23 protein-coding genes are annotated in these 26,208 nt (G+C 57.1%); 17 read left to right on the plus strand and 6 right to left on the minus strand.

The genetic code is table 11. The features are described 5' to 3' along the window. The first annotated feature begins 50 nt into the window (after positions 1–50). The 4 genes from ACR3E6_RS18505 (at position 51) to ACR3E6_RS18520 (ending at position 4,074) form a co-directional block, all read left to right on the plus strand. Positions 51–1,136 (plus strand): TRAP transporter substrate-binding protein, encoded by a 1,086-nt coding sequence (locus ACR3E6_RS18505; RefSeq protein WP_480488638.1) that lies wholly within the window; start codon positions 51–53, stop codon positions 1,134–1,136. A gap of 58 nt (positions 1,137–1,194) precedes the next feature. Then, on the plus strand, positions 1,195–1,689 hold the full coding sequence (locus ACR3E6_RS18510; protein ID WP_480488641.1) for a TRAP transporter small permease subunit: 495 nt from the start codon (positions 1,195–1,197) through the stop codon (positions 1,687–1,689). Beyond that, positions 1,686–3,236: a TRAP transporter large permease gene (locus ACR3E6_RS18515; RefSeq protein WP_480488643.1), complete on the plus strand. Its 1,551-nt coding sequence runs from the start codon at positions 1,686–1,688 to the stop codon at positions 3,234–3,236. Before ACR3E6_RS18510 ends, ACR3E6_RS18515 begins: the two co-directional genes overlap by 4 nt. Before the next feature lie 361 nt (positions 3,237–3,597). Then, on the plus strand, positions 3,598–4,074 hold the full coding sequence (locus ACR3E6_RS18520; RefSeq protein ID WP_480488645.1) for a MarR family winged helix-turn-helix transcriptional regulator: 477 nt from the start codon (positions 3,598–3,600) through the stop codon (positions 4,072–4,074). Positions 4,075–4,107: 33 nt separating this feature from the next. On the opposite strand, the gene ACR3E6_RS18525 is transcribed toward ACR3E6_RS18520, so the two are convergent. Genes ACR3E6_RS18525 through ACR3E6_RS18550 form a run of 6 tightly spaced genes read right to left on the minus strand, consistent with a single transcriptional unit; the run spans position 4,108 to position 8,226 of the window. Further along, positions 4,108–4,509, minus strand: a complete 402-nt coding sequence (locus ACR3E6_RS18525) for a RidA family protein (RefSeq protein ID WP_480488647.1) — start codon at positions 4,507–4,509, stop codon at positions 4,108–4,110. Further along, positions 4,506–4,919, minus strand: a complete 414-nt coding sequence (locus ACR3E6_RS18530) for an acyl-CoA thioesterase (RefSeq protein ID WP_480488649.1) — start codon at positions 4,917–4,919, stop codon at positions 4,506–4,508. Before ACR3E6_RS18530 ends, ACR3E6_RS18525 begins: the two co-directional genes overlap by 4 nt. Before the next feature lie 50 nt (positions 4,920–4,969). Further along, positions 4,970–6,148, minus strand: coding sequence for an acyl-CoA dehydrogenase family protein (locus tag ACR3E6_RS18535; protein ID WP_480488651.1), 1,179 nt, complete (start codon positions 6,146–6,148; stop codon positions 4,970–4,972). Between the two features lie 52 nt (positions 6,149–6,200). Continuing rightward, positions 6,201–7,004 carry an enoyl-CoA hydratase family protein gene (locus ACR3E6_RS18540; protein WP_480488653.1) on the minus strand — a complete coding sequence of 268 codons (804 nt, stop codon included), beginning with the start codon at positions 7,002–7,004 and terminating at the stop codon, positions 6,201–6,203. Continuing rightward, on the minus strand, positions 7,001–7,468 hold the full coding sequence (locus ACR3E6_RS18545) for a MarR family winged helix-turn-helix transcriptional regulator (protein WP_480488655.1): 468 nt from the start codon (positions 7,466–7,468) through the stop codon (positions 7,001–7,003). Before ACR3E6_RS18545 ends, ACR3E6_RS18540 begins: the two co-directional genes overlap by 4 nt. Further along, a complete protein-coding gene (locus ACR3E6_RS18550) occupies positions 7,465–8,226 on the minus strand; it encodes an SDR family NAD(P)-dependent oxidoreductase (protein WP_480488657.1) in 762 nt (253 codons plus the stop codon). The genes ACR3E6_RS18545 and ACR3E6_RS18550 overlap by 4 nt, the downstream gene beginning before the upstream one ends. A 186-nt stretch (positions 8,227–8,412) precedes the next feature. On the opposite strand from ACR3E6_RS18550, the gene ACR3E6_RS18555 reads away from it, so the two are divergent. The 13 genes from ACR3E6_RS18555 (at position 8,413) to ACR3E6_RS18615 (ending at position 25,849) form a co-directional block, all read left to right on the plus strand. Beyond that, on the plus strand, positions 8,413–9,591 hold the full coding sequence (locus ACR3E6_RS18555) for an acyl-CoA dehydrogenase (RefSeq protein ID WP_480489155.1): 1,179 nt from the start codon (positions 8,413–8,415) through the stop codon (positions 9,589–9,591). Beyond that, a complete protein-coding gene (locus ACR3E6_RS18560) occupies positions 9,588–11,537 on the plus strand; it encodes a 3-hydroxyacyl-CoA dehydrogenase NAD-binding domain-containing protein (protein ID WP_480488659.1) in 1,950 nt (649 codons plus the stop codon). The genes ACR3E6_RS18555 and ACR3E6_RS18560 overlap by 4 nt, the downstream gene beginning before the upstream one ends. Positions 11,538–11,612: 75 nt before the next feature. Continuing rightward, complete coding sequence (gene dctP, locus ACR3E6_RS18565) at positions 11,613–12,566, plus strand: TRAP transporter substrate-binding protein DctP (RefSeq protein WP_480488661.1); 954 nt, start codon at positions 11,613–11,615, stop codon at positions 12,564–12,566. A gap of 1 nt (position 12,567) precedes the next feature. Next, positions 12,568–13,068, plus strand: a complete 501-nt coding sequence (locus tag ACR3E6_RS18570) for a TRAP transporter small permease (RefSeq protein WP_480488662.1) — start codon at positions 12,568–12,570, stop codon at positions 13,066–13,068. 4 nt (positions 13,069–13,072) lie between these two features. Then, positions 13,073–14,389 carry a TRAP transporter large permease gene (locus ACR3E6_RS18575; RefSeq protein ID WP_480488663.1) on the plus strand — a complete coding sequence of 439 codons (1,317 nt, stop codon included), beginning with the start codon at positions 13,073–13,075 and terminating at the stop codon, positions 14,387–14,389. Between the two features lie 6 nt (positions 14,390–14,395). Continuing rightward, the gene (gene pcaF / locus ACR3E6_RS18580; RefSeq protein ID WP_480489156.1) at positions 14,396–15,595 is read left to right on the plus strand and encodes a 3-oxoadipyl-CoA thiolase; all 1,200 of its coding nucleotides are present in this window, start codon (positions 14,396–14,398) and stop codon (positions 15,593–15,595) included. An 86-nt stretch (positions 15,596–15,681) separates the two neighbouring features. Then, on the plus strand, positions 15,682–18,033 hold the full coding sequence (locus ACR3E6_RS18585) for an oxidoreductase (protein ID WP_480488664.1): 2,352 nt from the start codon (positions 15,682–15,684) through the stop codon (positions 18,031–18,033). 17 nt (positions 18,034–18,050) lie between these two features. Continuing rightward, positions 18,051–19,616: a class I adenylate-forming enzyme family protein gene (locus tag ACR3E6_RS18590; protein ID WP_480488666.1), complete on the plus strand. Its 1,566-nt coding sequence runs from the start codon at positions 18,051–18,053 to the stop codon at positions 19,614–19,616. Beyond that, on the plus strand, positions 19,609–20,166 hold the full coding sequence (locus tag ACR3E6_RS18595; RefSeq protein ID WP_480488668.1) for a carboxymuconolactone decarboxylase family protein: 558 nt from the start codon (positions 19,609–19,611) through the stop codon (positions 20,164–20,166). Before ACR3E6_RS18590 ends, ACR3E6_RS18595 begins: the two co-directional genes overlap by 8 nt. A gap of 88 nt (positions 20,167–20,254) precedes the next feature. Next, a complete protein-coding gene (locus ACR3E6_RS18600) occupies positions 20,255–21,037 on the plus strand; it encodes a cyclase family protein (RefSeq protein WP_480488670.1) in 783 nt (260 codons plus the stop codon). A 7-nt stretch (positions 21,038–21,044) separates the two neighbouring features. Continuing rightward, entirely contained in the window at positions 21,045–22,067 is a 1,023-nt protein-coding gene (locus ACR3E6_RS18605; RefSeq protein WP_480488672.1) for a phytoene desaturase family protein, read from the plus strand. A 63-nt stretch (positions 22,068–22,130) separates the two neighbouring features. Next, on the plus strand, positions 22,131–24,281 hold the full coding sequence (locus tag ACR3E6_RS18610) for a thiamine pyrophosphate-dependent enzyme (RefSeq protein WP_480488674.1): 2,151 nt from the start codon (positions 22,131–22,133) through the stop codon (positions 24,279–24,281). After that, complete coding sequence (locus ACR3E6_RS18615; protein WP_480488676.1) at positions 24,278–25,849, plus strand: indolepyruvate oxidoreductase subunit beta family protein; 1,572 nt, start codon at positions 24,278–24,280, stop codon at positions 25,847–25,849. The genes ACR3E6_RS18610 and ACR3E6_RS18615 overlap by 4 nt, the downstream gene beginning before the upstream one ends. Positions 25,850–26,208 lie beyond the last annotated feature (359 nt).

The following is a 26,208-nucleotide window of genomic DNA, read 5'->3' on the forward strand; positions in this document are numbered from 1 at the left end:
GTTGGGCGATGGCGGCATAACATCTGAGATCATCAAAGAGGAGAAAGATCATGGATCGACGCAAGTTTCTGTCGGCTGGCGCAGTCGGCGCGGCGGCGACAGCGCTGGCAAGCCCGGCAATCGCACAAGACGTGCGCCAATGGAAGATGGTCACGGCTTGGCCGAAAAATCTGCCTGGACCCGGCGTTGCGGCTCAAATGCTGGCGGACCGTATTACGACGCTTTCGGGTGGACGGATTGAGGTCAAGCTTTTTGCATCTGGTGAACTTGTGCCAGGACCGGGCGTTTTCGACGCCGTCAGCGAGGGCACGGCCGAACTGTATCACGCGGTTCCAGCTTATTGGGGGTCGAAATCCAAGGGCATACTGCTTTTCGGATCACAACCCTTTGGTCTACGCGCGGATGAACAATTTGGCTGGTTGTACCACGGCGGCGGCCAAGAGCTTTACAATGAGATGTATGGTCGCTTTGGAATCCAGCCATTCCTTTGCGGCAATTCTGGCCCGCAATGGGGTGGTTGGTTCCGCGACGAGATCAAATCGGTCGAAGATCTCAAAGGTATGAAGTTCCGCACCACCGGGTTGGCTTCCGAGATGTGCCGTAAGCTCGGCATGGCCGCAGAAGCTATGAGCGGTCCAGCCATGTTCCAGGCCCTTCAGACCGGCGCGCTCGACGCAGGAGAGTTTATCGGGCCTTGGACCGACAGCGCGCTTGGCTATCAACAGGTTGCCAAGAACTACTACTGGCCCGGTGTCGGTGAACCTTCGTCAGCCGAAGAATGCGGTATCAACACAAGCGTCTTTGCCGAACTTCCAGAGGATTTGAAACAGGTCGTCCGATTTGCCTGCGAAAGCCTCTATAACCCGGTCTGGACCGAGTACACGACAAAGCACGCGCTAGCACTCAAAAAGCTGGTCGACGAGGACGGCGTCCAGGTTCGCGTATTCCCACAGGATGTCATTGACGCAATGGGTGCCGCGGCAGCCGAGGTCATCGAAGAGCTTCGTGGCGACGAAGACGAGCTTGTTCAGCGCATCACCGAAAGCTTTATTGCCTACCGAGACAGTGTCGGCGGCTATATGACTTTTGCGGACAATGGGCAAATGAACGCCCGCGCGTCTGTGATGGGCTATTGAATCGAGGGCGGCGCGGTCGAATTCCCCGCGCCGCTACACTTTCGAGCAGGGGGCTCTGATGAAACGCTTCGCTGACCTGGTTGACCAGTTAAACACGCGTCTCGGCGCAGTTCTAAAGTGGTTTGCCCTTTTGATGGTACTTATCCAGTTTGGAATCGTCATTGGGCGCTATGTGTTCGGGGTTAACTCAATCGTAGCGCAGGAAAGCGTGCTCTATCTACACGCCGCGCTTTTCATGTTGGCAGCGGGCTATACCCTCCTTGTCGATAAACATGTCCGCGTCGACATCTTCTATGCCGGTGTTAACCGCAGCATTCAGCGTCGCATCGATATATTTGGGCACTTGTTCCTGCTGTTGCCGTCAATGGCTGCGCTAGCTTGGTGGTCCTGGGCATCGGTGCGAAATTCATGGAAAATTCTCGAAGGCCCGATTTCTGTCGGCGGCATCGAGGCTGTATTTCTTCTTAAATCTTTGATCCCGCTCTTCTGCATCTTGGTCGCATTGCAATCCATTGCCATCTTGATCCGATTGTTCACGGAGGGCTCGGAATGAGCGCCAATCTCGATATGCTGATGTTCGCGGCGCTAGTCGTGGCGGTCCTGTCCGGTTTTCCGGTTGCATTCAGTATCGCAGGTATCGCCGTTATCTTCGCCTATCTCGGCTGGATACTTGGCGTCATGGATATTTCGCTTCTGGGTGCATTCGGTCAACGCGTCTTCGGCCTGATCTCCAACCAGGTTTTGATTGCCATCCCACTTTTCGTGCTAATGGGAGCACTACTGGAGAAAAGCCGCATTGCAGAAGAGCTGCTGGATACGATGGGTAGAGCTTTCGGGCAATTGCGCGGTGGCCTAGGCATTTCGGTTGTGTTGGTCGGCGCCTTGCTGGCAGCCTCAACCGGCATCGTTGGTGCGACAGTTGTTGCGATGGGCATGATTGCCCTGCCGACAATGCTGCGGTCTGGATACGACCCGCGCGTGGCATCCGGCATCGTGTGTACAGCGGGTACGCTTGGCCAGATTATCCCGCCCTCGACCCTACTCATCATCCTCGCTGACGTGATGTCGAACGCCTACCAGCAAGCGCAATACGAGCAGGGCAAATTCTCAGTGGAAGCATTATCGGTTGGTCAGTTCTTTGCGGCAGCACTATTGCCCGGTCTTCTTCTGGTCGCGCTATACCTGCTCTACATCCTCGCGCGAGGCATAGCCCGCCCCCAGGACATGCCGCCTGCTGACCTCAGCTTCTCCCGCCCGGGCCTGAGTGAACTTCTAAAAGCAGTAGTTCCGCCGGTTTTGCTAATTGTTACCGTGCTGGGCTCGATCCTTTCGGGAGTTGCGACGCCGACCGAAGCCGCAGGGGTTGGTGCAGTAGGCGCGCTGCTTATGGCAGGCGCGAGGCTTGGCCGCTATCGCGGCGCAATCCTTGCCGGCGCCGCAGCGCTTGTCGCCCTCGCCGTTGCTGCGGGCGTATTCCCGGTACGCTTCCAGCGCAGCGATCTAGCCACCGGAGACCTCGTCGCCGGCGTAGTCTACATTCTACTTGCGGTAATTGGTGTCGCCGGAATCGCTGCCGCCTTGATCAACGTGGTCCGTCAGAAAGTGGTCCAGGATGCCCTGACCTCGACGATGACAATGACCGCCATGATCTTTGCGACGATCCTTTCAGCCGGTATGTTCTCGCTGGTGTTCATAGGGCTCGGTGGCGAGGAGCGCGTGGCGCACTGGCTTCAAAATCTCCCGGGAGGCGCCGTTGGCGCGTTAATCGTAACCATGCTGATCGTCTTTTTGATGGGTTTTTTCCTCGATTTCGTGGAAATCTCGGTCATTGTCCTCCCCCTTGTCGTTCCGACGCTCATCTTGCTCGGCCATGACCCGATCTGGCTGGGCATCATTCTGGCAATCAATCTCCAAACCTCGTTCCTTACGCCACCCTTCGGCTTCTCGCTTTTTTATCTGCGTGGAGCGGCACCAAAAGAGATCACAACCGGGCAGATCTATCGCGGTGTCATACCGTTCATCTGCCTGCAAGCCATCGGGGTGCTGCTGATTTGGTTCGTCCCTCAAATTGCGACATGGTTGCCGGGGGTGATGTTCTAGCGTCCAGACACCTTGATTGTTACGCCAGAAGATGACGGCAGAGGCGAGAGCCATAGCCGCCGCCAAATGAGGTATCATCCATCGCCTTCAGCCTGCTCGAAGCAAAGGTCCTGAGATACGGTCGAGATCGAGAACCTCCAATGGAAGAGCGAATTTAACCGAAACGCCATTGCATCAAATTAGGATTTGACTGGCTGTACGCGTCTTGCCTGCGGTTCGAATCTCCTTACCCGAGGAATCGGCGAATGAATCCACTTGGCTTATTCTCGTGCTCAGACTTCTGGCGCACTGGGTGTCGCACTGTTTGCAAACGTAGTTTCGCATTGCTATGGATTCATTCGGCGTTGCTGGAGGCTAGACAATGGAAGCTGATCAAAAGGAAGAGTTCAGAAGCTCCTGCAAGCCAAAACCGGTAGAGTACCACATCGCTCAAGCCAACTTCGAAATTCGTGATCTAATGAACGCCGTGCTTGAGCCGCACCGTTTGAAGGCTTTTGAGTGGCGTGTTCTCCAGTCACTCGACAAAACAAAACCATCGACCATCTGCGAACTCTCCGAACGTGTGGTTGGTGAAAGAACTTTTACCGGACGGACAGTTGACAAGCTTGCGGAACGAGGGCTGGTCAAGAAGGAACTATCCGCCAGCGACCGTCGTTTTGTTCAGGTAACATTATCCGAGCACGGCGCCGCACTCTTGCGTGACGCCGAGCCGGATTTGCGCCACGCAAGAGAGCAACTGTTGCAGGATATTGGCCAGGAAAAAATTGACGCCGTGATCGAAACTCTCAGGAAGCTAAACGTGAACGCCGCCAGGGTTCGAGAAAACCATTTCGATTGATCGCCCGGCCGCTCCTGGTGCGCGATCAAACGGTTAACTTATGCTCAATCTCGCTGTTGCTTCGATCTCTAGCAATGCTTCGTCTTCCACGAGCGCGGACACAACGACCATCGTCATCGCGGGAAAGTGGCGGCCCAAGACCTTTCTATAGGCCGCTCCGACTTCAGACTGTTTTTCAAGATATTCATTCTTGTCGACGACATACCATGTCAGCCGCGTGATATCTTCAATTTGCCCGCCCGCTGCTTCGACAACGCAGACGATGTTACGTAGTGCCTGCTCCATCTGCCCAATAAAGTCATGTGACTCGAAGACCTGATCTTGTGTCCATCCGATTTGGCCACCGATATCAAGCACACCATCAGCGCTCAGGATGCCATTGGCATAGCCTTTTGCCTTTGGCCAACCTTCCGGATGAATTATTTTGTTTTTCATTGCTGTTCTCCTGTAAGCTGGGTAAGGCGCTCCTTGACTGAGGGTGGCCACGGCGCGGCGCGGTCGTTGTTTACGTGAACCAACGTAATATCTGCCGACACGCGTTTCTGATCCCCGCAAGTGACCAGAATGTTAAACTTGTAGCTGCTCGTGCTCACTGCGACCGGAGTGAGGGTGAATTCCAAGGAGTCCCCATGCCGGCTTGGCGCTGAGAAGGTGGCTACGATTTGAACTGTCGGAACGCCTGTTTGGTTCGCCGACTGCGCTTCGAATGGGTAGTTCAACACATCCCCGAAGAAGGCTTCGACGCAGTCATTCACCATCTCGAAATAGCGCGGATAGAAGACTATTCCCGCCGGATCACAATGCCGAAACAGTACTTTTTGACGGTGGACGAATGGTTTGGACACTGCCCGAGTTCCTCTTCGATATTCGGTTGCCGACGTTGCATTGCAGAAGTTTATGGGTGTTTCTTTACTTTTTGGCTGCTTGCCCCGACGTATGCCTCTAGTGCTTGCCGGGCGATCACCACTCGCTGCACGTCACTGGCACCCTCGTAGATCCGCAGTGCTCGAATGTCGCGGTAAAGTTCTTCGACCTTTTCGCCACGCCGCACACCATCCCCGCCAAACAGTTGTACTGCCCGGTCGATTACATGCTGTGCTTGGTCCGTAGAATAAAGCTTGGCCATGGCCGCCTCGCGGCTGACACGCGGGGCCCCCATGTCTTTGGTCCAGGCCGCACGGTAGGTTAGCAGCGCGCTGGCATCCACATCCAGTGCCATATCGGCGATATGGCCTTGTACCATCTGCAGATCGAACAATGGTGCGTCCTGCACTTGCCGGGTGGTGACGCGTTTCAAAGCCTCGTCCAGCGCGCGACGCGCAAAACCCAATGCCGCTGCAGCAACGGTCGAACGGAATACGTCAAGTACCGACATCGCCACTTTGAATCCTTGTCCAGGTGCACCTAATAACGCCGATTTAGGCACCCTTACATCTGTAAACCGGAGCCGTGCCAATGGGTGCGGTGCCATCACTTCCAACCGCTCGACCACCTCGAACCCGGGGAGACCGCTAGGCAGGATAAAAGCGCTCAACCCGCGTGCCCCAGGACCTTCCCCTGTTCGCGCAAAGAGCGTGTAGACATCTGCGATGCCACCATTCGAGATCCAGGTCTTTTCTCCGTTCAGCACATAATCGTCACCATCGACGGTGGCGGTCATGGCGGAATTTGCAACATCCGATCCGGCTTGCGGTTCGGTCAACGCAAAGGCCGAGATCGCTTGGCCACTGCGGGTGAGTGGCAGCCATTCGGCCTGCTGCGTGGGTGTCCCGAAAAGAGAAATTCCCCCAGTACCCAAGCCCTGCATGGCAAAGGCGAAATCGGCCAGCCCATCATGACGAGCCAGAATTTCACGGCTCAGGCACAGTGTCCGCACGTCCAACCGCTCACCCTTTTTGGCTGCTGTTGCCTGCAACCAGCCGTCAGCACCTAATTCAGCCACCAGTTTGCGACAGGCCGCGTCGATATCGCCGTGATCCACTTGTAGACCCGCACACCAGGCCTCCATCGCGTCGGCCTTCGTGCGGTGGCTATCGTCAAAAAACGGCCAGGTCAGGAAGCTTTGGTCAGCCATCTTATCCTCCAAGGGGCACCGTCGGCCCATTCCATCCTAAAAAATGTCGCCTTCAATCGCCCTGGAAAACAGGTTTTTTCTTGGCAACAAAAGCATGATAGGCGCGTTCGAAGTCTTCGGTTTGCATACAGATCGCCTGGGCTTGAGCCTCAGCCTCGATCGCCTGTTCGATTGACATAGACCATTCCTGTGCCAGCATGGTCTTGGTGATCATGTGGCCGAAGCTTGGCCCTGCCGAGATCTGTTGTGCCAGTTTTTTGGCTTCGCCCTCCAGTGCATCCGCGCTCACCACCCGGTTATGAAAACCCCAGGCGGCGCCTTCCCCGGAGCTCATCGCGCGCCCGGTATAGAGAAGTTCAGCCGCACGGCCCTGACCTATGATCCGGGGCAGGATTGCACATGCACCCATATCACAACCTGCCAACCCGACACGGGTGAACAGGAACGCTACCTTAGCCTCGGGCGTGGCGATACGCAGATCAGATGCCATGGCGATAATGGCGCCAGCACCCACACAGATCCCATCAATGGCGGCAATCACCGGTTTACCACAGTTCACCATCGCTTTGACCAAATCGCCGGTCATGCGAGTGAATTTTAGTAGTTCCTTCATGTTCATGCGCGTCAGCGGCCCGATGATGTCATGCACATCGCCGCCTGAGCTGAAATTGCCGCCATTAGAAGCAAAGATCACCGATTTAATATCGTCATTGTACTGCAGATCACGGAACCAGTCGCGCAGTTCGGCATAGCTCTCGAAGGTCAGCGGATTCTTGCGCTCGGGCCGGTCCAGCGCGATTCGCGCGATGCCGTCCTTGACCGTGCACAAGAAATGGGTGGTGTCGGTGGCGGTCATGATCTTCCCTCCGTCAGAATACGATCCAGCGTAGCGATGATCATGCGTGCCTCATCGGCGTCAATCGCACCCAGCAGTTCATTCACCCAGGCCTCGTGACGGTTTGCTTGTCGGGCGAACTCCTCTTCGCCCTTATGTGTCAATCGAACCCGGTTGGCACGGCGGTCACCCGGCACCGACTCGCGCAGCACTTGCCCGTCCTCAACCAGTCGTTCGATGATGCCAGTAACATTGCCGTTCGAAACCTTGAGGAGGCTTGAAAGTTCACTCATCTTTAGCCCGCTCTTGTTGCGCGCCAGAGCGCTCATCACGTCAAACCGTGGTAGAGTTGAGGCAAAATCATTGCGGAGGTTCTCGCGCAGGCTGGATTCAACTGCGCGCGTGGCTTTCAATAGTTTCAACCAGAGGCGCAATCGGGTCTTGCTGTCCGGTCCTGTTTCGTGGCGAGGATTAGCGGCTGTCATATCTCTCCTCCCGACAGTGTAAGGGTATGGCCGTTCACCGACCGGGCTGCCTCAGAGCAGAGCCAGAGGGCCGCACCCGCCACCTCATCCACCTGAATGAAGCGGTCTTGCGGATTGCCTTTGCGCAGAGACTTTGCCGCTGCCTCAGGGCTGAGGCCAGTTTTGTCCACGATATTTGCGATGGACCGTTCGAGCATGGGTGTCTCAATGAAGCTCGGGCAGATAGCGTTGACTGTGATGCCGGTCTGACCTAATTCCACCGCCAGCGCGCGGATCAAGCCCACGACTCCATGTTTGGCGGCACAATAGCCGGCCACATAGGGATAGCCTTTGAGCCCGGAGGTTGAGGCGATGGCAATGAGCCGGCCACCTCCTGCGCGTTCCATATCCGCCAGCCCGGCCTGAAAGCTGTTGAACACACCTTTGAGGTTCACATCCAACATCGCCTGGAACCCTTCAGCGGTCATCTTTCTGAACGGTGTACTCTCAGCGGTGCCCGCATTGGCAACCACCACGCTCACGGGCCCGTTCAGAGCCCGCGCTCGCCGAAAGGCAGCGTGCACTGATGCTGGATCCGCCACATCACAGGTGACCCAACCAATAAACTTGTGCAGCTTGGCCACGTCGCGCAGCGGTGCCTCGCGCCGACCCATCACAGTAACCTTGGCGCCCGCATGAGCCAGTGCTTCGGCGATCGCCGCTCCAGTACCTGTGCCGCCGCCGGTGACTACCGCATGGGTGCCGTCTATGTGATCCATCGAATCCCTCATTCAGACTTTTCTCTAACCTAGCGCAATCTCAATGTATTTTAAATATGAAATTTTATGCTTGAAATATAATCCCGAATCTCACAGGATCAAACACAGCACAATTCCAAAGGGATGAAGAGAAAGATGTCTGCCGATACGAGCCAATCCAGCGCAGCGCGCCAGGCGCGCAGCAAAATGCCGGCCATGACATGGGACGACGCTTTCCTGCTCGATTCTCAGTTGACCGATGAGGAGCGACTTATTCGCGATACGGCAAACGCGTATTGCCAGGATAAACTTTTGGACAGGGTTCTTGAAGGAAATCGAAATGAGGTCTTTCACCGCGAAATCATGACCGAGATGGGAGAGCTCGGCCTTCTGGGCCCGACTCTGCCTGAAGAGGTTGGTGGTGTCGGCGCGAACTATGTCTCATATGGGCTTGTCGCACGCGAGGTCGAACGCGTGGACAGCGGCTACCGATCGGCGATGTCGGTCCAGTCGAGCCTCGTCATGCATCCTGTCTTTGCTTATGGCACTGCAGAACAGCACCGCAAATACCTGCCGGGCCTTGCCAGTGGCGAACTGATCGGCTGCTTTGGCCTGACCGAACCGGACCATGGGTCGGACCCCGGTGGAATGCTGACTCGCGCCAAACCCGTAGATGGCGGATACCTGCTTTCGGGCGCGAAGAACTGGATAACAAACTCGCCTGTCGCGGATGTGTTCATCATCTGGGCTAAGTCCGAAGCGCACGGCGGAAAGATCAAGGGGTTCATACTGGACCGGGGCATGAAGGGTCTGAACGCGCCAAAAATTGAAGGCAAGTTCAGCCTGCGCGCTTCGGTGACAGGCATGATCCAGATGGATGAAGTCTTTGTGCCTGAAGAAAACCTGCTGCCGCATGTCGAGGGGCTTTCCGGACCATTCGGTTGCCTTAATCGCGCTCGATTCGGTATTGCCTGGGGGGCGATGGGTGCCGCGGAAGCCTGCTGGCATGCGGCACGTGCTTACACCCTTGAACGAAAGCAGTTCGGCAAGCCACTGGCACAGATGCAGCTTGTCCAGAAGAAACTTGCCGATATGCAGACCGATATATCACTGGGCTTGCAGGGCGCGCTGCGCCTGGGTCACATGATGGACGCGCACACTGCTCCGGCGGAACTGATCAGCCTCATGAAGCGTAACAATTGTGGTAAGGCGCTGACCATCGCGCGCGAGGCGCGCGACATGCACGGGGGAAATGGCGTCTCTGACGAGTACGGCGTCATTCGTCACGTGATGAACCTCGAGGCCGTAAACACATATGAGGGTACGCACGATATCCATGCGCTGATCCTCGGGCGCGCACAGACCGGCTTGCAGGCCTTTGCATGACTGTGACCGTCGACATATCCAGCGACGTTGCGGTTGTAACAATCAAGAACCCGCCCGTGAATGCTCTGGGACAGGCCGTCCGCGCAGGATTGCTGGATGCGTTGGTTGAAACCGAGCGCAACCCGTCGGTCCGCGCGGTTGTCCTTCTGGGAGATGGAGGACAATTCTGCGGCGGAGCCGATGTTCGCGAATTCGCCGCGCCGCCAGCCGAACCCGTTCTTCCCGAAGTGCTCTCGCGGGTTGAGCGGGCCGGGAAACCTTGGGTCGCGGCGATTGAGGGCATAGCCCTCGGAGGCGGGCTGGAGCTGGCGCTAGCCTGCCACTACCGCATCGCGACCCCAGAGGCGAAGCTTGGCTTGCCTGAAGTGAAGCTCGGGCTGATACCGGGTGCCGGTGGCACAGTGCGATTGCCCCGGCTTCTGGCAAGCGACATAGCCCTCGAGATGATCGCCACCGGCGTGATGGTCTCTGCAGAAGCCGCCCGCAATATCGGACTGGTCGACGCGGTTGCGCAGGGCCCGGGTATGGCAGCAGCGGTGGATTTTGCCCGTCGCGTCGCCAATCACGCCCTGCCGGGCGCGTTGTCAGGCCAGGCTCCCAAAAAACCTTCAAGCCCGGTTGCATTCGCCGCGGCCAAGGCCGCCCTGCTGCAACGCGCCGGCGCAACATTGGCGCCGAAAATTGCGATTGAGACCGTGGAAAAGTCTGTTACGTCTCCCGCCGCAGAGGCGTTTGCCATTGAGCGTTCAAATTTCCTGTCGCTAAAAGACAGTGATCAATGTGCTGCCCTGCGGCATGTGTTCTTTGCCGAACGCGAAGCTGCGCGGATCGATCGGGCAAAAGGTGTCGCGCCGCTGCCCTTGCGGCGGATCGGAGTCGTCGGCGGCGGCACGATGGGTGCAGGCATTGCTGCGGCCTGCCTGCTTTCTGGCCTGTCGGTCAATATGGTCGAACGCGACGAGTCTGCGCTGTCGGTCGGCATTTCGCGCGTCCAAGACGCGCTTAAGGGGGCCGTCAAGCGCGGCAAGATCACGAGGCAGGTCCTGCAACAACGGATCGAGGCTCTGCGCGGGGCGACCGGCTATGCCGCCTTTGCCGATTGCGACCTGATTATAGAAGCGGTGTTCGAGGACCTCGATGTGAAGCGGCAGGTCCTCCAAAAGCTTGACGCCCATGCGCGGAGAGATGCGATCTTGGCGACGAACACGTCCTATCTGGATGTGAACGAACTCGCCTCTGCGGTGGCCGATCCGGGCCGTGTTATCGGCCTCCATTTCTTCTCGCCAGCCCATGTGATGAAGCTATTGGAGATCGTTGTTGCCGATGCCTCGACGCCCGAGGCGGTTGCGACCGGCGTGGCTCTAGCAAAACGGCTAGGCAAGACCTATGCGGCTTCGGGTGTCTGCGACGGGTTCATCGGCAACAGGATCATGTCGGCCTATCGGCGGGAAGCTGACTACCTGATCGAGGATGGCGCTCTGCCGCAGGAAGTCGATCAGGCAATGACGGATTTCGGCTTCCCGATGGGGGTCTTTGCCATGCAAGACCTTGCGGGGCTGGATATCGCCTGGGCCATGCGCAAGCGGCGGGCCGCAGCGCGCCCCGCAGATGAACGCTATGTCGAGATCGCCGACAGGCTTTGCGAGATGGGCCGGCTGGGCCGAAAGACAGGCAAGGGCTGGTATGACTACTCGGCCTCAAAAATGGGGAGCCCGGATCCCGAAGTGCAGCGGTTGATCGAGGAGGAAGCCGAGCGCAATGGGATCATCCGCCAGAGCTTTGCCCCCGATGTCATCATGGACCGCCTGCTCGCGGCCATGAGGTCAGAGGGCCACCGGATCCTTGATGAGGGCATCGCCGCTTCGTCCGGGGTCATTGATGTTGTCATGATCAACGGCTTCGGATTTCCGCGTTGGCGCGGAGGGCCGATGTTCGTGACTTTGTGAAAGAAGCCGGTGCCTGAACGGGGCCGGAAATAACCCTGTCCGGTCCACCGGCCAGGAATTTTGGGAGGACTTGAAATGAACAAAATAATTGCAACAGCGGTCACCGTGGCGGTGTCAGGCCCCGTGTTTGCAGAGGAGGTCACGCTCCGCGGCGTCACCGCCTTCGCCAGCGGCACGACGTTCTCGCGCCCTTTCGAAACCTTCGTCAACCGGGTGAACGAAACCGGAAAAGGCGTTGTTCAGATCCAGATCATGGGCGGCCCCGAGGCGGTTCCGCCCTTCGAACTCGGCAACGCCGTATCGTCTGGTGTCATCGACGTGGCAAACGTGACATCGGCCTTCTATACGAACCTGCTTCCGGTCGGCGATGCGCTGCATCTCAACACCAATTCGGCGGTTGACCAGCGTGCCAATGGCTGCCTGGACAAGATCGACGCACTGCATCAGCAGCAAATGAACGTCAAGTATCTGGTGCGGCTTGTCGATCATGTCCCGTTTCACCTGTACCTGACCAAGCCGATTGATGGCCCGGATCTGAATGGTCTGACCATCCGCACGACGCCGGTCTATCGTGCGATGTTCGAAGCTCTGGGCGCAAACCTGGTGCGCACCGCACCCGGCGAGGTTTACTCGGCGCTGGAGCGTGGCACCATTGATGGTTATGGCTGGCCGATTCAGGGTGTTCTGGACCTTGGATGGCAGGAACAGACCAAATACCGGGTTGATCCGGGCTTTTACCAGGCCGACACCAATGCGCTGGTCAATCTCGACACCTGGGACGGGCTCTCGGACGAAGCCAAGCAGGTACTGGAAGACGCAGCCATCTGGGCCGAACAGCAATCCGAAAAAAACCTGTCCGTGAACGAAGCCGAGAAGGCGGCTCAGGCTGAAGCCGGTATCCAGACGATCACCTTTGACGCTGAAAGCGCGGCCAAATGGCTCGAGACTGCGGAACAGGAAGGCTGGAGCGCCGTTGCCGGTATTGATGCGGTAACAGCCAAAGATCTCAAAGCCTGCCTGACCCGATAAGATGCGGGGCTTCTGGAACATATTCGACAAGCTGTTGCGCCTGTGCGCAGCTGCCTCTGGCGCTATAATCTGCGCCATCGTGGTCGGCATTACGGTGAATGTCGTGCTGCGCAACGCCTACGACACCCCGATATTCGGGTTGCTCGAATTGGTGGAATATGGGCTCTTGCTGGTTGCCCTGATGGGCGCGCCCTGGGTCTTGTCGAAACACGCGCATGTAACGGTTGATATCCTGTCGTCATCCTTGCCGCATTCGGCGCGACATGTCCACGGCCGCATCCTGGCCTTTCTTGGGTTCCTCGTAAGCGTCGTGATCTGCTGGTTCGCCTTTAAGGCGGCTCAATCGTCGTTTCACCGCGGATCCGTGGTGCGCGCGTCGTTCACCTTTCCAGAGTGGTGGGTGTTGTCAGTCATGCCCATCTCGTTCCTTCTTCTTGCTCTAGAATTCGTACGCCAGTTTCTTGTGAAACAGGATGTGCGACCTAACCAGACTGGGCTTTGACATGATGGCTTGGGAGCTCATTCTGCTATTGATGGTTGGTGGCCTTTTGGGGCTGCTCGTTCTGGGATTGCCCGTCGCTTATTCGTTTCTGACGGTGACGCTGGTGGGGGCCTGGCTCGTTCTGGGTGGCGAGAAAGGCGTCGTTCAGATGGCACGCAACGCGTCGACGACCATCACCAATTTCCAACTTGCCCCGATCCCGCTTTTTATCCTGATGGGAGAGATCCTGTTCCAGACCGGGATTGCACATCGTGCGATAGATGCGGTGGACCGCCTTGTTACCCGTATTCCCGGCAGGCTTAGTGTTGTAACAGTCTTTGGCGGCACGATCTTTGCGGCGCTTTCTGGTTCGACCATTGCCAATACCGCGATGCTCGGCTCCACCCTATTGCCGAATATGCTAAAAAAGGGATACTCGCCGACGCTTGCCATGGGGCCGATTATGGCATCGGGCGCGATTGCGATGCTGATCCCGCCCTCGGCGTTGGCCGTTCTCGTGGGAAGTCTTGCCGGTATTTCAATTTCCGAGTTGCTCCTTGCCGGAATTCTGCCAGCGATCACTCTGACGGTTCTGTTCGTGCTCTACATCGTCGTGCGCGTGTCGCTTTCGCCCGACCTGGCGCCGCCTGATACGATGCAGGCCATGACACTCAAAGAGCGGTTCACACCCTTTCTCGTCTATGTGGTGCCGCTGTCGATTGTTTTTGTTGCAGTGATCGGGTCCATGTTCATCGGATGGGCCACGCCGACGGAAAGCGCGGCCCTTGGGTGCGTTGCATCGCTCATCGTTGGTTTGGGGTATCGGGCTTTGAGCGTGGAGCGGGTCACAACCGCCGTGATGGAAACGGTGAAGCTGTCGGTCATGATCCTGTTCATCATCCTGTCGTCGCAGACATTTGCACAGGTCCTGTCCTTTTCCGGGGCAACTTCGGGGCTCATCCGCACAATTGAAATGTACGACCTTTCGGCACTCGGGACCATTCTCTTGATGATCCTGATCCTCTTCGCTTTGGGCTGCTTTGTCGACCAAGTGAGCATGTTGATGGTTACGGTGCCAATTTTCGTACCATTGGCCGCGGCTGTGGGTATCGATCCACTGATACTGGGCGTTGTGTATCTCATGACGATGGAGATCGGGCTACTGACACCACCTTTTGGACTATTGCTCTTTGTGATGCGCGGGGTCGCGCCTCCACAGATTGGGATGCCGGCGATCTATCGAGCCGTAATTCCCTTTGTACTGATTAAGGTCATCGTTCTGACCATGGTTCTTGGATGGCCTTCCATCGCGACATGGCTTCCCAACGTTGCAGGGAACTAAGGAGACATCATGCGCGTTTTTATCTGTGACTACCTGCGCACCCCGATTGGACGGTATGGTGGAGTTCTCTCCAAGGTGCGGGCGGATGACCTTGCTGCGATACCCATCCGGGGGCTTATCGAGCACCGCCCGGAACTCGCCCACGCGATTGATGAGGTGCTTCTGGGCTGTGCGAACCAGGCGGGCGAAGACAATCGCAACGTGGCACGCATGGCCGCGCTGCTGGCTGGCTTGCCCGTGACGGTACCTGCCATGACGCTCAATCGGCTTTGCGCATCCGGCATGGACGCGGTCGTCACCGCTTATCGCGCAATCCGATCGAGCGAGGCGCAGTTGATCATTGCTGGAGGCGTCGAGAGCATGTCGCGAGCGCCCTTCGTCATGCCCAAGGCGGACAGTGTTTTTTCTCGCAAGGCCCAGATATTTGACACGACGATCGGCTGGCGTTTTGTCAACAAGCTGATGGAAGCGGAATACGGAATCGATTCAATGCCCGAAACGGCCGAAAATGTGGCCGAAGCTTTTGACATATCGCGCGAGGAGCAGGACACGTTCGCGGTAAGCAGCCAATCTAAAGCGGCCGAAGCGCAGGAAAACAGTCGTTTGAGTCGGGAAATCCTTCCTGTTTCCATACCCCAAAGAGAAGGTGATCCATTACTGGTCGAGCATGACGAGCACCCGCGCCCGACGAGTTTGGATAAGCTTGCGTCGCTTCCGACCCCATTTCGAAATGGCGGTAGCGTGACGGCAGGCAACTCGTCGGGTGTGAATGATGGTGCTGCCGCAATGATCGTTGCCTCTGAACGCGCGGTTGACAGGTTGCAATTGATCCCGATGGCAGAAATCACGGGTGCGGCGTCGGCCGGCGTGGAGCCACGGATGATGGGGATCGGTCCCATACCTGCGATTTCCAAGCTTTGCGAGATGCAAAAGACGACGCCTGATGCGTTTGAAGTCATCGAATTGAACGAAGCCTTCGCAAGCCAGGCGCTTGCATGTTTGCGCGAGCTTAACCTTGACCCGTTCTCAGGTCACATCAACCCAAACGGTGGCGCGATTGCCTTAGGACATCCCTTGGGCATGACAGGTGCTCGGATCTTGGGAACCGCCGCAGTCGAGTTGTCCGAAACCGGGAAAACTTCTGCGCTTTGCGCCATGTGTGTCGGGGTCGGGCAAGGTGTTTCTGTTTCGTTGGCAAGGCCATGAGGAACATTGCTTTATACTTAAAACAAATCACAATATGTGCTAAAACACATATTGAGCCGAACACTTGATTCGCCAGGAGGAATGTCATGAAAATCTCAATAATTGGTGGTGGCCCCGGCGGCCTGTACACGGCTCTTCTAACCAAAAAGGCGCGGCCAGATTGGGAAGTGGAAGTCTTTGAACAAAACAAGGCAGATGACACCTTCGGCTTCGGAGTCGTGTTCTCAGATGAAACTCTGGATGAGTTCTTAAGTCGCGACAAACCGGTGTTCGAAAAGATCCGGGACGAGTTCGCGTACTGGGATGACGTCGCAATCCGCTTCAAAGGGCAAGAGATGCGTGTCGCAGGGAACGGGTTCTGCGGGACCTCGCGTCATACCTTGCTGCGCATCCTCCAGGAACGTTGTGAAGAACTGGGTGTCCATATGACCTATAGCGCAGTGATCGACCCGGCCAATCTAAAAACGCAATTCGCAGACTCGGATGTGATCGTCGCTAGTGACGGGATCAACTCGGCAATTCGCGAACATTATGCAGATGGGTTCAATCCGACAACAACCTGGCGCACAAACCGATTCTGCTGGATGGGGTCGACCCGACCAATGGGCGAGTTTAACTATTTCTTCCGCGAAACCGAACACGGCCATGTCGTCGCCCATTGCTATCAGTACGAAAAGGGACGCTCGACCTGGGTCTTTGAAATGGACGAAGAGACCTGGCAGGGGCACGGTTTTGAGGAGTTCGACGAAGAGGGGTCGAAGGCCAAGCTGGAAGCAATCTTTGAAGAAGAGCTTCAGGGGCATCCGCTGCTTCTTAACCGATCGAACTGGCGTAACTTCCCCCGAATCTTTTGCGAGAACTGGTACACGGACAACATCGTCATTCTGGGCGATGCAAAGGCGAGTGCGCATTTTTCGATCGGTTCGGGGACCAAGCTCGCGATGGAATGCGGGATCGCGCTGGCCGATGCTTTGATCGAACACGCAGAAAACGATGTTCAGGCAGCGTTTCGCGCCTACGACAATGCGCGCCGGACCCCATGCCAGATCATTCAGCACAACGCCGATGTCTCGTTAGCATGGTTCGAGCACATGAAACGGTCCTTTGATATGGAACCGTATCAGTTCGCCATGGTTGTTATGTGCCGGGCGAAATCGATCACCTATGACAACCTAATCCTTCGCGATCCCGAGTTCGTCAGAAAAGCCGACGACGAATGGTATGCGCGCCATTTGCGCGAAACCGGTGAGGATTTGCGCGAAAGTCGTCCTACGCCAATGTTCTCGAAGTTAAAATTGCGCGAGATGACGCTTTCCAACCGGGTCGTAATGTCCCCAATGGCACAGTATTGTGCTGACACGGATGGAAATCCCACGGATTGGCACAAGGTTCACTACGGTGGCCATGCCACCGGCGGTATGGGTTTGATTTTTACAGAGATGACCTGCCCCTCGGCCGATGCGCGCATTACGCAGGGCTGCCCGGGTATGTGGACCGACACGCATGAAGCACGCTGGAAGGACATCGTCGACTTCATTCATGCCAACAGTGCCGCCAAGGTAGCCATGCAGCTTGGCCATGCGGGTCGCAAGGGCTCTACTCAACTGGGTTGGGAGAAGATGGACTTTCCAATTACCGAGGCTTCGCAGAACTGGCCATTGGTATCGGCTTCGCCATTACCCTGGTTTGACGGGGTCAGCCAGGTTCCGTCCGAGTTGGACCGCCTAGGCATGGACCGGATCAAGGCGGATTTTGTTCAGGCCACCGAACGCGCGGCGCGTGCGGGTTTTGATATGCTGGAATTACATTGCGCCCACGGCTATCTGCTGGCGTCTTTCCTCTCGCCGCTGACCAACCAGCGGTCTGACGAGTATGGAGGCAGCCTGAAAAACCGCTTGCGCTACCCCCTGGAGGTTTTCGAGGCCATGCGTACGATCTGGCCAGCCGACCGGCCGATGTCTGTACGCCTTTCAGGTACTGACTGGAAAGAAGGGGGCGTGAGCGAGGCAGACCTGATCGGCTTTGCAGAAGCATTCAGCCAAGCAGGCTGTGATTTGATCGACGTGTCCGCTGGTCAAACCATCGCCGAACAGGAACCTGTTTACGGTCGAATGTTCCAAACGCATCTGGCCGAGGCAGTCCGCAACGTCCCCAAAGTAGCCACCATGGCGGTGGGAGCAATAACCGAAGCCGCGCAGGTTAACACGATCCTGCACACGCGACGTGCCGATCTTGTGGCGCTAGGGCGTCCGCATCTGTGGAACCCGTATTTCACCCACCAGGCGGCAGCTTGGTACCAGGCGCGCAATGAAGATGCATGGGCCAAACAATACATGTCGGGTGCCGTACAGGCCTTTCGAGAGGCAGAAAAAGCCCGCGAAAGAATGCAGGATCTTCAGCGTAAAGCAGCGCCTGGGCGCCACAACCTAAACGTCTGATCGGGGAAGTACGAGCGATGCCCGTTACTAAAAACCAGACACTAGGCGGGTGGCTATCTCTGCTTTCGCAGGAACAGCCGAACACCGTGGCCTTCCAAGATGCCGTAGGTACAATGTCCTATGCCGAACTTTCCGGTGCGGTGGCCCGCCTGTGCTCGGGTTTTGCAACTGCGGGTATCGGCCCCGGAGATGTCATAGGCGTGCAATTGCCAAACATACGCGCCTTTGTGATAGCATTTCTGGCCGCCGCAACGCGTGGGGCAATCGTCCAGACACTCCATATGCCCTATCGAAGCAAGGAACTGTCCGGGCTGTTAGCGGATTCCGGTGCCAAAGCTGTGATTGTCACCGACCAAGGTGCAGACAGCCGCGCAAACGACGTCAAAAGCATCAGGAAGAGTTTGCCTAACCTCAAGGAACTAATTGTTCTGGGCGATGCGCCAGAAGGCTGCACATCTTTGAACGTTCTTGTAGATACGCCAGCTGAGGCCAGCGATCAGGTGCATTCATCCCCGGATGATCGGTATCTGCTTCTATACACGTCTGGTACGACAGCGGCCCCCAAAGGCGTGCCCCATTCCTACCGGGGCTTTCTGAACAATGCGGTTACGGCAGCAGATGAAATGGGGATAGGTGAAGGCGACAGAGTTCTTTCGCTTGCACCGATGACGCATCTTTACGGGCTCTTCACAATGAACCTGGCCCTGGCTGCCGGAGCGACGATTCAGCTGATTCCAGCGTTCAATCCACGGAGTCTGGTGGATGATCTGAAAGCCGCTGCTCCCACCCATGTCTTTGCTGCGCCGGCACATTTCGCTTCTGGCCTGTCTGCCGGGCTACTTGGGCCGGAATGTTTTGCAGACACTCAACTGCTTTGCCTGTCTGGTGCCGCAGTTCCTTTCGACCTGGCAAGCGGGCTGGATGCACTGATGCCACAGGGCAAGGTTATCCAGCTTTGGGGGATGAGCGAACTTCAGGCCGGAGCGTTTGGCAGACCTGATGACCCGCCGGAAAAACGGTTCGCGACGGCGGGCCGCGCAGCGCCCGGCGCCGAGCTGCGTGTGGTCGACGAGGACGGCCGCATGGTCGCGCCGGGCATGGAAGGCGCTTTGCAGATGCGCGGTGAGTCGCTGTTTGAGAGCTATCTCAACAAGCCTCAGGAAACTGAAATTGCGTTTGACGATCAGGGTTGGTTCGGGACCGGCGATTTGGCAACACTCGATGCCCAGGGGTTTCTGACGATCACCGGGCGGACAAAGGAGATCATCAATCGCGGGGGGGTCAAATATAACCCCATCGAGGTCGAAGAAATCCTTCAACGTCACCCAGCAATTCAACAATGCGCCATAGTCCCACTTCCCGATCGTGAGCTTGGCGAACGCGGGTGTCTCTGCATCGTGCCAGGCGATGACGCCGCCGCAACCCTTGCCGAAATGTGCGAGCTGCTCAGGTCTGCCGGAGTCGCAAAATACAAATGGCCGGAGCGAATGATGATCCTGGCCGAACTCCCCATGACGCCGACGCGCAAGGTAAAGCGCGGTGAACTTGTTGAAATCGCCAAAAAAGGACAAATACATGACTGAACTGTTCACACCGGAAACCGCTCCGGAAGGATCCCAGGGGCTCCTGACGGATGTGCAGGCCAAGATGGGTGGTTTTCTGCCGAACCTCTATCGGCAGATGGCGGCTTCGCCCGCGGTGCTTGAGGCCTACCTGACACTGACGGGAATTCTGAGCAAGACCAGCTTCTCGCCTGCCGAACAGCAGCTCATCCTGCTGACCGCAAGCGCCCGCAACGGCTGTACCTATTGCGTGGCGGCGCACAGCTCGGGCGGGCGGATGGCCAAGCTTGATCCGCAGGCTATTGATGCCGTGCGTTCGGGCAGCCCCGCCGAAGACGAAAAGATGCAGGCCCTTCGCGCTTTTGTAGAGGCGGTTCTGGAGACACGTGGCAAGGTTTCCGAAGCGGGCCTCACGGCATTCACAGACGCCGGCTATTCGCGCACCCAGGCAATGGAGGTCTTGATTGGCGTTTCGATGAAGGCACTCTCCAACAGCTTCTCGCGCATGTTCGACACGCCGCTCGACCGCGTGCTCGAAAAGATGGCCTGGGAGGGCAACGACCGCGTCTGATGGGTTCGGGCCCGTTCCGTTGGATCGGGCCCAACTCCTGCCGGACGAAACGCAAGACACAAGAAAACATGACAGAGGGAGGACAGTCATGGGCGACATCATGAGGGATTTGGGGGCGGCGCTGCTGTCTGGTGACATTCGCATAGTCGATTGTTCGGGCGATCTGGGACCGGATACACCGATCCTGCAGTTGCCACCACCGTTCAAAAACACCCCGAAAGTCAAGATCCACAAGATCTCGGAATACGACGAAGATGGGCCGGTATGTGCGTGGAACTGGATGGTTCTGGGCGAACACTCGGGGACCCATTTCGACGCACCGAAACATTGGTTCACCGGCAAGGATCTGCCGCGAAACGCAACCGACACACTGGAACTTCAAAGAGTCGTTGCTCCGGTCAACTGCATCGACTGTTCAGCGCAATCGACAGAAGATCACGACTTCCTGCTGACGGTGGAGCACATCAAAGCCTGGGAGGCCAAACACGGTGAGATCAACGCCGGTGAGTGGGTCGTCATGCGTACCGATTGGGACAAACGCGCAGGCAGTGAGGCGGAGTTCCTCAATGTCAACGAAACCGGCCCTCATTGGCCGGGCCCGACCGCAGAAGCCATTCAATACCTGATTGAAAAAGGCATTGTCGGTTGGGGATCGCAGTGCATTGGCACTGATGCAGGCTGTGCAGGCGATATGGACCCCATGTTCCCCGCTCATAACCTGCTTCACAGGAATGATCGCTTCGGTCTGGCCTCGCTCGCCAACCTCGACGAGTTGCCGCCCAAAGGCGCGATCCTGATTGCGGCCCCTCTCAAAATCAGGAACGGCACTGGTAGCCCGATCCGCGCAATGGCGCTGGTCTCAAAAGGCTGACGCACTCATGGCGGCTGTCAGATACGTTTCCATCGGTTCCGGGATCAGCGCGCTGGTTGCGGTGGCATTGTTGTCGGCAAAGGGACACCGCGTGACGGTCCTGGAACGCGGAGACACACCTGGCGGGTGCCTGAAATCCGAACCGATCACCCTGCCGGGGTTTCACCATGACGTCATGGCGACAACTTTCGTGCTGTTCCTGACGTCACCCGCCTTCGGCGAGTTGGGAGAGGTGCTCGGGCGGCACGGGCTTGAGCTTTGCCATACACCCCAACCGACCACGGTTCTGCACCCAGACGGAACATCTCTTGTTCTTACCACCGGCACGGATCTGAACAAGGCCGCCATAGAAACCTACGCACAAGGCGACGGCACTACCCTTGCAGTCGCCACCGGAAAAATTGATGCCGATGCAGATTTTCTCTTTTCACTGCTCGGCGCGCCGCTTTGGTCGTGGAAGACGACCCGACTGCTTTTGGGTCAATGGCGTCGCAAAGGTCTTCTAGGCCTTAAGTCGTGGTTCGGCGAAAGCCTGCGACCCGCTCGGGTATGGCTTGAGAAGGATTTTGAGGCCCCGCTGACCCGGGCACTTCTGGCGCCCTGGCCCTTGCATGCCGGCCTGTCGCCGGAGACGGCCTATTCCAAGCAGATGGCTAAAGTCATTGCATTTGCTTTGCATTCCGCCGGCGCTCCGATTGTCAAGGGTGGAGCATCGCAGGCAGTTGCTGCCTTTGCGGCCTGGATCGAAGCAATCCTGAGCGCATACATCCGAAACTATGACAAAACTAAGCTTGCCCGCACGGACTATTCTCCTGCGGACCTAGAAGCAATGAACATCAATCTTGTGAATGGCAACCACTATGGCGGGGATTGCGCTATCGACCAGTTCTTTGTCTGGCGCCGCTTCACATCCACCCGCAACGCCGCGACCAAAGTCAGCGGCCTCAATCACATCGGCGCTTCTACCCATCCCGGTCCAGGGTTGGGCGGTGGTTCTGGTTACAACCTCGCCAAGTCACTGGGCGCCTGACGCCTCGCTTAGTTGAACTCCATGCTGGCAGCTGTGCCTGAAAAGAAAGACCGGAAAACGTAAATGGCCGAAAGATCATTCAAGAAAGAAGTTGAACATCTCCGGATTGGAGAGGGTGAAATCTTCACGGGCGAAGGTATTCTGGCGATTACCAAAGCCCTGCTGGAAAACGGTGTCGGCTATGTCGGTGGTTATCAGGGAGCCCCGATCAGCCATCTCATGGATGTCCTGTCAGACGCGCGTGACCTACTTGCCGAACTCGACGTCAGATTCGAGGCCAATGCCTCCGAGGCTTCGGCTGCAGCCATGTTGGCCGCTTCGGTACACTATCCAATCCGTGGCGCGGTGGCTTTCAAGGGAGCGGTTGGCGTCAACGTGGCCTCAGACGCGCTGGCCAACCTGTCGTCGTCTGGGGTCACGGGCGGCTCGCTGATCATCGTGGGCGAGGACTACGGTGAAGGCTCCTCGATTATGCAGGAGCGCACACATCCGTTTGCGATGAAATCGCAGTTCTGGCTGATGGATCCGCGCCCGAACCTTCCATCCATCGTCAAAGCTGTTGGGGACGGGTTCGAACTGTCCGAAGCCTCGAACACACCGGTCATGATGATGGTTCGTATCCGTGCCTGCCACGTTACTGGTAGTTTCGAGGCACAGAACAACCGCAAGCCCGAGCTCAGTGTGCGGCAGGCGCTATCGAACCCTCGTAAGGACTTCAATCGCGTAGTCATTCCTCCGTTTTCCTTCATCCAGGAACAGGACAAGATCAACAAGCGGTTGCCAGCTGCGGAAGAGCATATCTCCTCTAACAAACTCAACGAAATATTCGGACCTGAAAAGGCACCGCTGGGGATCGTGTGCCAAGGGGGAATGTATAACGGTGTTATCAGAGCCCTTCAGCGAATGGGGTTGGCCAATATCTATGGCGATACCCAGGTACCGATATATTGCCTGAACGTCACCTATCCGATCGTGAAATCTGAATTCGCAGCATTTTGCGAAGGGAAGTCATCCATTCTCGTTGTGGAGGAGGGCAGCCCGGAATTCATCGAACAGGAGCTTTCGACAATCACTTATCGGGCTGAAAATGGCCTGAAGGTTTATGGCAAGAATGTCTTTCCCCAGACAGGAGAGCTGACTGGTCAGGTAATGTTAGATTCAATTGCCGCCTATCTGAAGTCCGTGGCACCAGATATGTTACCAGGACAAGGACGCGCGCCGAATGCACCCGAGAACGACATTCCAGACCTGTCCAAAACCATCCCCGTACGCCCCCCGAGCTTTTGCACTGGATGCCCGGAGCGTCCGATTTTTGCCGGTATCAAACTAGCTCAGGCCGAGTTAGGCGAACACCAGATTTCGGGTGATATCGGCTGCCATCTGTTTGCTTCTCTTCCTCCGTTTGAAATCGGTGGAGCGACAATGGGTTATGGGCTTGGGCCGGCGTCGAATGCGGCCTTTGGCGGCGGTGGAGAGAAACGCGCCATCTCGATCATCGGGGATGGCGGGTTCTGGCACAATGGGCTCAACTCCTCCATCGGCAACATGGTTTATAACAAGTCCGACACCGTAGCGGTAATCGTCGACAACTTTTATGCCGCCGCAACCGGCGGACAAGATGTCCTCTCCTCGCGCGCCAATAGCACTGGAAACGCCACCAATAATTCAATCGCGGATGCTGTTCGTGGGATTGGCGTGAAATGGGTGCGCGAAATTGACCGGACCTACGATGTCGGCAAAGTACGCGACACGATGAAAGAGGCGCTGACGACCGATTATAGTGGTCCAAAGGTCATCATCATGTCGTCGGAATGCATGTTGAACCGTCAGCGCCGAGAAAAACCAGCTCGCGCCGCTGCGATCAAGGACGGCACACGGGTCGAAGTTCCCCGTTTTGGCGTCGATGAAGATGTTTGCACAGGCGATCACGCTTGTATGCGGCTGTCCGGTTGCCCGAGCTTGTCATTAAAACACTTGGATGATCCATTGCGCGATGATCCAGTCGCGTCGATTGATCAGACCTGCGTGGGCTGCGGAAATTGCGGCGAAGTCGCAGATGCCGCCGTTCTGTGTCCGTCTTTTTATCGCGCAGATGTCATCCATAACCCAAGCGGTTGGGACCGGCGCATCGCCAACTGGCGCAGCAGTGTCATCAGTTGGCTTCAAAGCCGGCGCAACAAAAAACGGATCCAATTCAAGGGAGGCGAGGCATGAGTGTGATGAACAATCTGTCAGCCGACAACCACGTACAAACCCGTGGGGAAATCATCAAGATGGCTTGTTTGGCCGTTGGCGGTCAGGGCGGCGGCGTTCTGGGCGGTTGGATTGAAAATACTGCACGCAGCCAAGGTTATGTCTGCCAGGCGACGTCTGTTGCGGGGGTGGCTCAGCGCACCGGTTCAACCGTCTATTACATAGAGATGGCGCCGCAAAGCGAACAGACCCCAGTTTTTTCGCTGGCCCCGTCGCAGGGAGATTTGGATATCGTTGTCGGGGCGGAACTGATGGAAACCGGCCGAGCGATCATGCGGGGCTTTGTCACTCCGGACCGCACCGTTCTGATCGGCTCGACGCATCGCGTAATCTCAATCGCAGAGAAAACCGTTCCGGGAGACGGGGTGATCGGACCAGACCAGGTGCTGGCGGCAGCCGAGATCGCAGCGAACAGGCTGTTCCTGTTTGATCTGGAACGGGTTGCCGTGGAAAATGGCTCAGTGATTTCAGCCTCGTTGCTTGGGGCACTGGCCGGATCACGGGCATTACCCTTCCCGCGCGAAGCCTTTGAAGCTTCGATCCGCAGAGGTGGCAAGGGAGTCGAGGCCAGTCTACGTGCATTTGATGAGGCCTATGCGCTTGCCAGCGTTGAGAGCATACAACACCCAGCTGGAACGGGGCGAGGCAGTGACCAAAAACTCAAGAGCGCAACTTCTCCGTGTCGCCTGCAACGCGATTGGGACAAATTGATTGTCCGTCTTGGCGAAATTCCTCAAGCGGTTCACGCAATGGCCACGGTGGGATTGCAGGCCGTCGTGGACTATCAGGGGCCGAGCTATGGTAGCGACTACCTTGATCACTTGATGCGCGTGCATCAAATCGACAGTGCCGAACACAACTGGGAACTTTCCAATGAGGCTGCGAAGTACATCGCCAAAGCGATGGCCTATGACGATGTCATCCGAGTGGCCGACCTGAAAACGCGGGCATCCCGCTTTGACCGGCTGCGCAACGAAATACGCCCCGCTCCCGGTTCGGTCTTGCAAATTACCGAGTTCATGCATCCAAGGGCGGAAGAAATCGTCGGGCTTTTACCCGCCAGGATGGGTCGCCGATGGGAGGTGAACCCAAGTCGTATGGCCTTGGTTGACCGGCTGTTCAACAAGAGCCGGCGAGTACGCTCGGACAGTTTCCGCGGGTTCCTCATGCTGCATATCCTCGGTGGATTGCGCGGATGGCGGTTGAAAACCCTGCGCCATGCACAAGAGATGGAGCATCTGGAAAGCTGGCTCGGTTTGGCGCTGAATCTTGCCGGGAGCGATTACAGGCTGGCGGCAGAGGTTCTGCGCTGCCGTCGCCTGATCAAAGGGTATTCGGATACTCATAAGCGGTCGAATTCCAAGTTCGACCGAGTAATAGGCGCGATTGATATGTTGAAGGGGCGCGACGATGCTGCCGACTGGGTTCGGCGATTGCGAGAGGCCGCGCTTGGCGATGAAAAGGGCGCAGCGCTAGACGGAGCGCTGAAAACAGTCGCTTCATTCGCGGTCAAAGGCCAAGCGGCATGAACCCTGTCGCGATCATCGTCGAAGCAGGCATAAACTCGCTGGTTGCGGCTGCGCATCTGTCGTCGAGAGGATGGCGCGTACGGGACCCGTGTTGATGTGAATGGCGGTGTCGCGTCTGTCCTTTTTGGAAGGTTGGCCATCGCCGCAAAACTCACGCGCTTGCTTCCGCTTTGGCCCGGTTCTGCTCAAGGACACTTCGGATGGCCATCTTTTGTATCATATTTCAAGGCGATGTGCGGGTCGATTGGGAAGCACGGGGGTCATTTTGTGCCGCAGTGGGCACTGGAGCATTCGCCAAGGTCCAGCCTTGTGGTGGTGTTGGTTGAGCGTTCATGACGCATGCCTGATCATCAGACATG

Source organism: Ruegeria sp. AL3, from assembly GCF_056536065.1.

Coding starts and splice junctions, on each gene's coding strand:
- ACR3E6_RS18505 (WP_480488638.1), top strand. CDS start 51: ATGGATCGACGCAAGTTTCTGTCGGCTGGCGCAGTCGGCGCGGCGGCG.
- ACR3E6_RS18510 (WP_480488641.1), top strand. CDS start 1,195: ATGAAACGCTTCGCTGACCTGGTTGACCAGTTAAACACGCGTCTCGGC.
- ACR3E6_RS18515 (WP_480488643.1), top strand. CDS start 1,686: ATGAGCGCCAATCTCGATATGCTGATGTTCGCGGCGCTAGTCGTGGCG.
- ACR3E6_RS18520 (WP_480488645.1), top strand. CDS start 3,598: ATGGAAGCTGATCAAAAGGAAGAGTTCAGAAGCTCCTGCAAGCCAAAA.
- ACR3E6_RS18525 (WP_480488647.1), bottom strand. CDS start 4,509: ATGAAAAACAAAATAATTCATCCGGAAGGTTGGCCAAAGGCAAAAGGC.
- ACR3E6_RS18535 (WP_480488651.1), bottom strand. CDS start 6,148: ATGGCTGACCAAAGCTTCCTGACCTGGCCGTTTTTTGACGATAGCCAC.
- ACR3E6_RS18540 (WP_480488653.1), bottom strand. CDS start 7,004: ATGACCGCCACCGACACCACCCATTTCTTGTGCACGGTCAAGGACGGC.
- ACR3E6_RS18545 (WP_480488655.1), bottom strand. CDS start 7,468: ATGACAGCCGCTAATCCTCGCCACGAAACAGGACCGGACAGCAAGACC.
- ACR3E6_RS18550 (WP_480488657.1), bottom strand. CDS start 8,226: ATGGATCACATAGACGGCACCCATGCGGTAGTCACCGGCGGCGGCACA.
- ACR3E6_RS18555 (WP_480489155.1), top strand. CDS start 8,413: ATGCCGGCCATGACATGGGACGACGCTTTCCTGCTCGATTCTCAGTTG.
- ACR3E6_RS18560 (WP_480488659.1), top strand. CDS start 9,588: ATGACTGTGACCGTCGACATATCCAGCGACGTTGCGGTTGTAACAATC.
- dctP (WP_480488661.1), top strand. CDS start 11,613: ATGAACAAAATAATTGCAACAGCGGTCACCGTGGCGGTGTCAGGCCCC.
- ACR3E6_RS18570 (WP_480488662.1), top strand. CDS start 12,568: ATGCGGGGCTTCTGGAACATATTCGACAAGCTGTTGCGCCTGTGCGCA.
- ACR3E6_RS18575 (WP_480488663.1), top strand. CDS start 13,073: ATGGCTTGGGAGCTCATTCTGCTATTGATGGTTGGTGGCCTTTTGGGG.
- ACR3E6_RS18585 (WP_480488664.1), top strand. CDS start 15,682: ATGAAAATCTCAATAATTGGTGGTGGCCCCGGCGGCCTGTACACGGCT.
- ACR3E6_RS18590 (WP_480488666.1), top strand. CDS start 18,051: ATGCCCGTTACTAAAAACCAGACACTAGGCGGGTGGCTATCTCTGCTT.
- ACR3E6_RS18595 (WP_480488668.1), top strand. CDS start 19,609: ATGACTGAACTGTTCACACCGGAAACCGCTCCGGAAGGATCCCAGGGG.
- ACR3E6_RS18600 (WP_480488670.1), top strand. CDS start 20,255: ATGGGCGACATCATGAGGGATTTGGGGGCGGCGCTGCTGTCTGGTGAC.
- ACR3E6_RS18605 (WP_480488672.1), top strand. CDS start 21,045: ATGGCGGCTGTCAGATACGTTTCCATCGGTTCCGGGATCAGCGCGCTG.
- ACR3E6_RS18610 (WP_480488674.1), top strand. CDS start 22,131: ATGGCCGAAAGATCATTCAAGAAAGAAGTTGAACATCTCCGGATTGGA.
- ACR3E6_RS18615 (WP_480488676.1), top strand. CDS start 24,278: ATGAGTGTGATGAACAATCTGTCAGCCGACAACCACGTACAAACCCGT.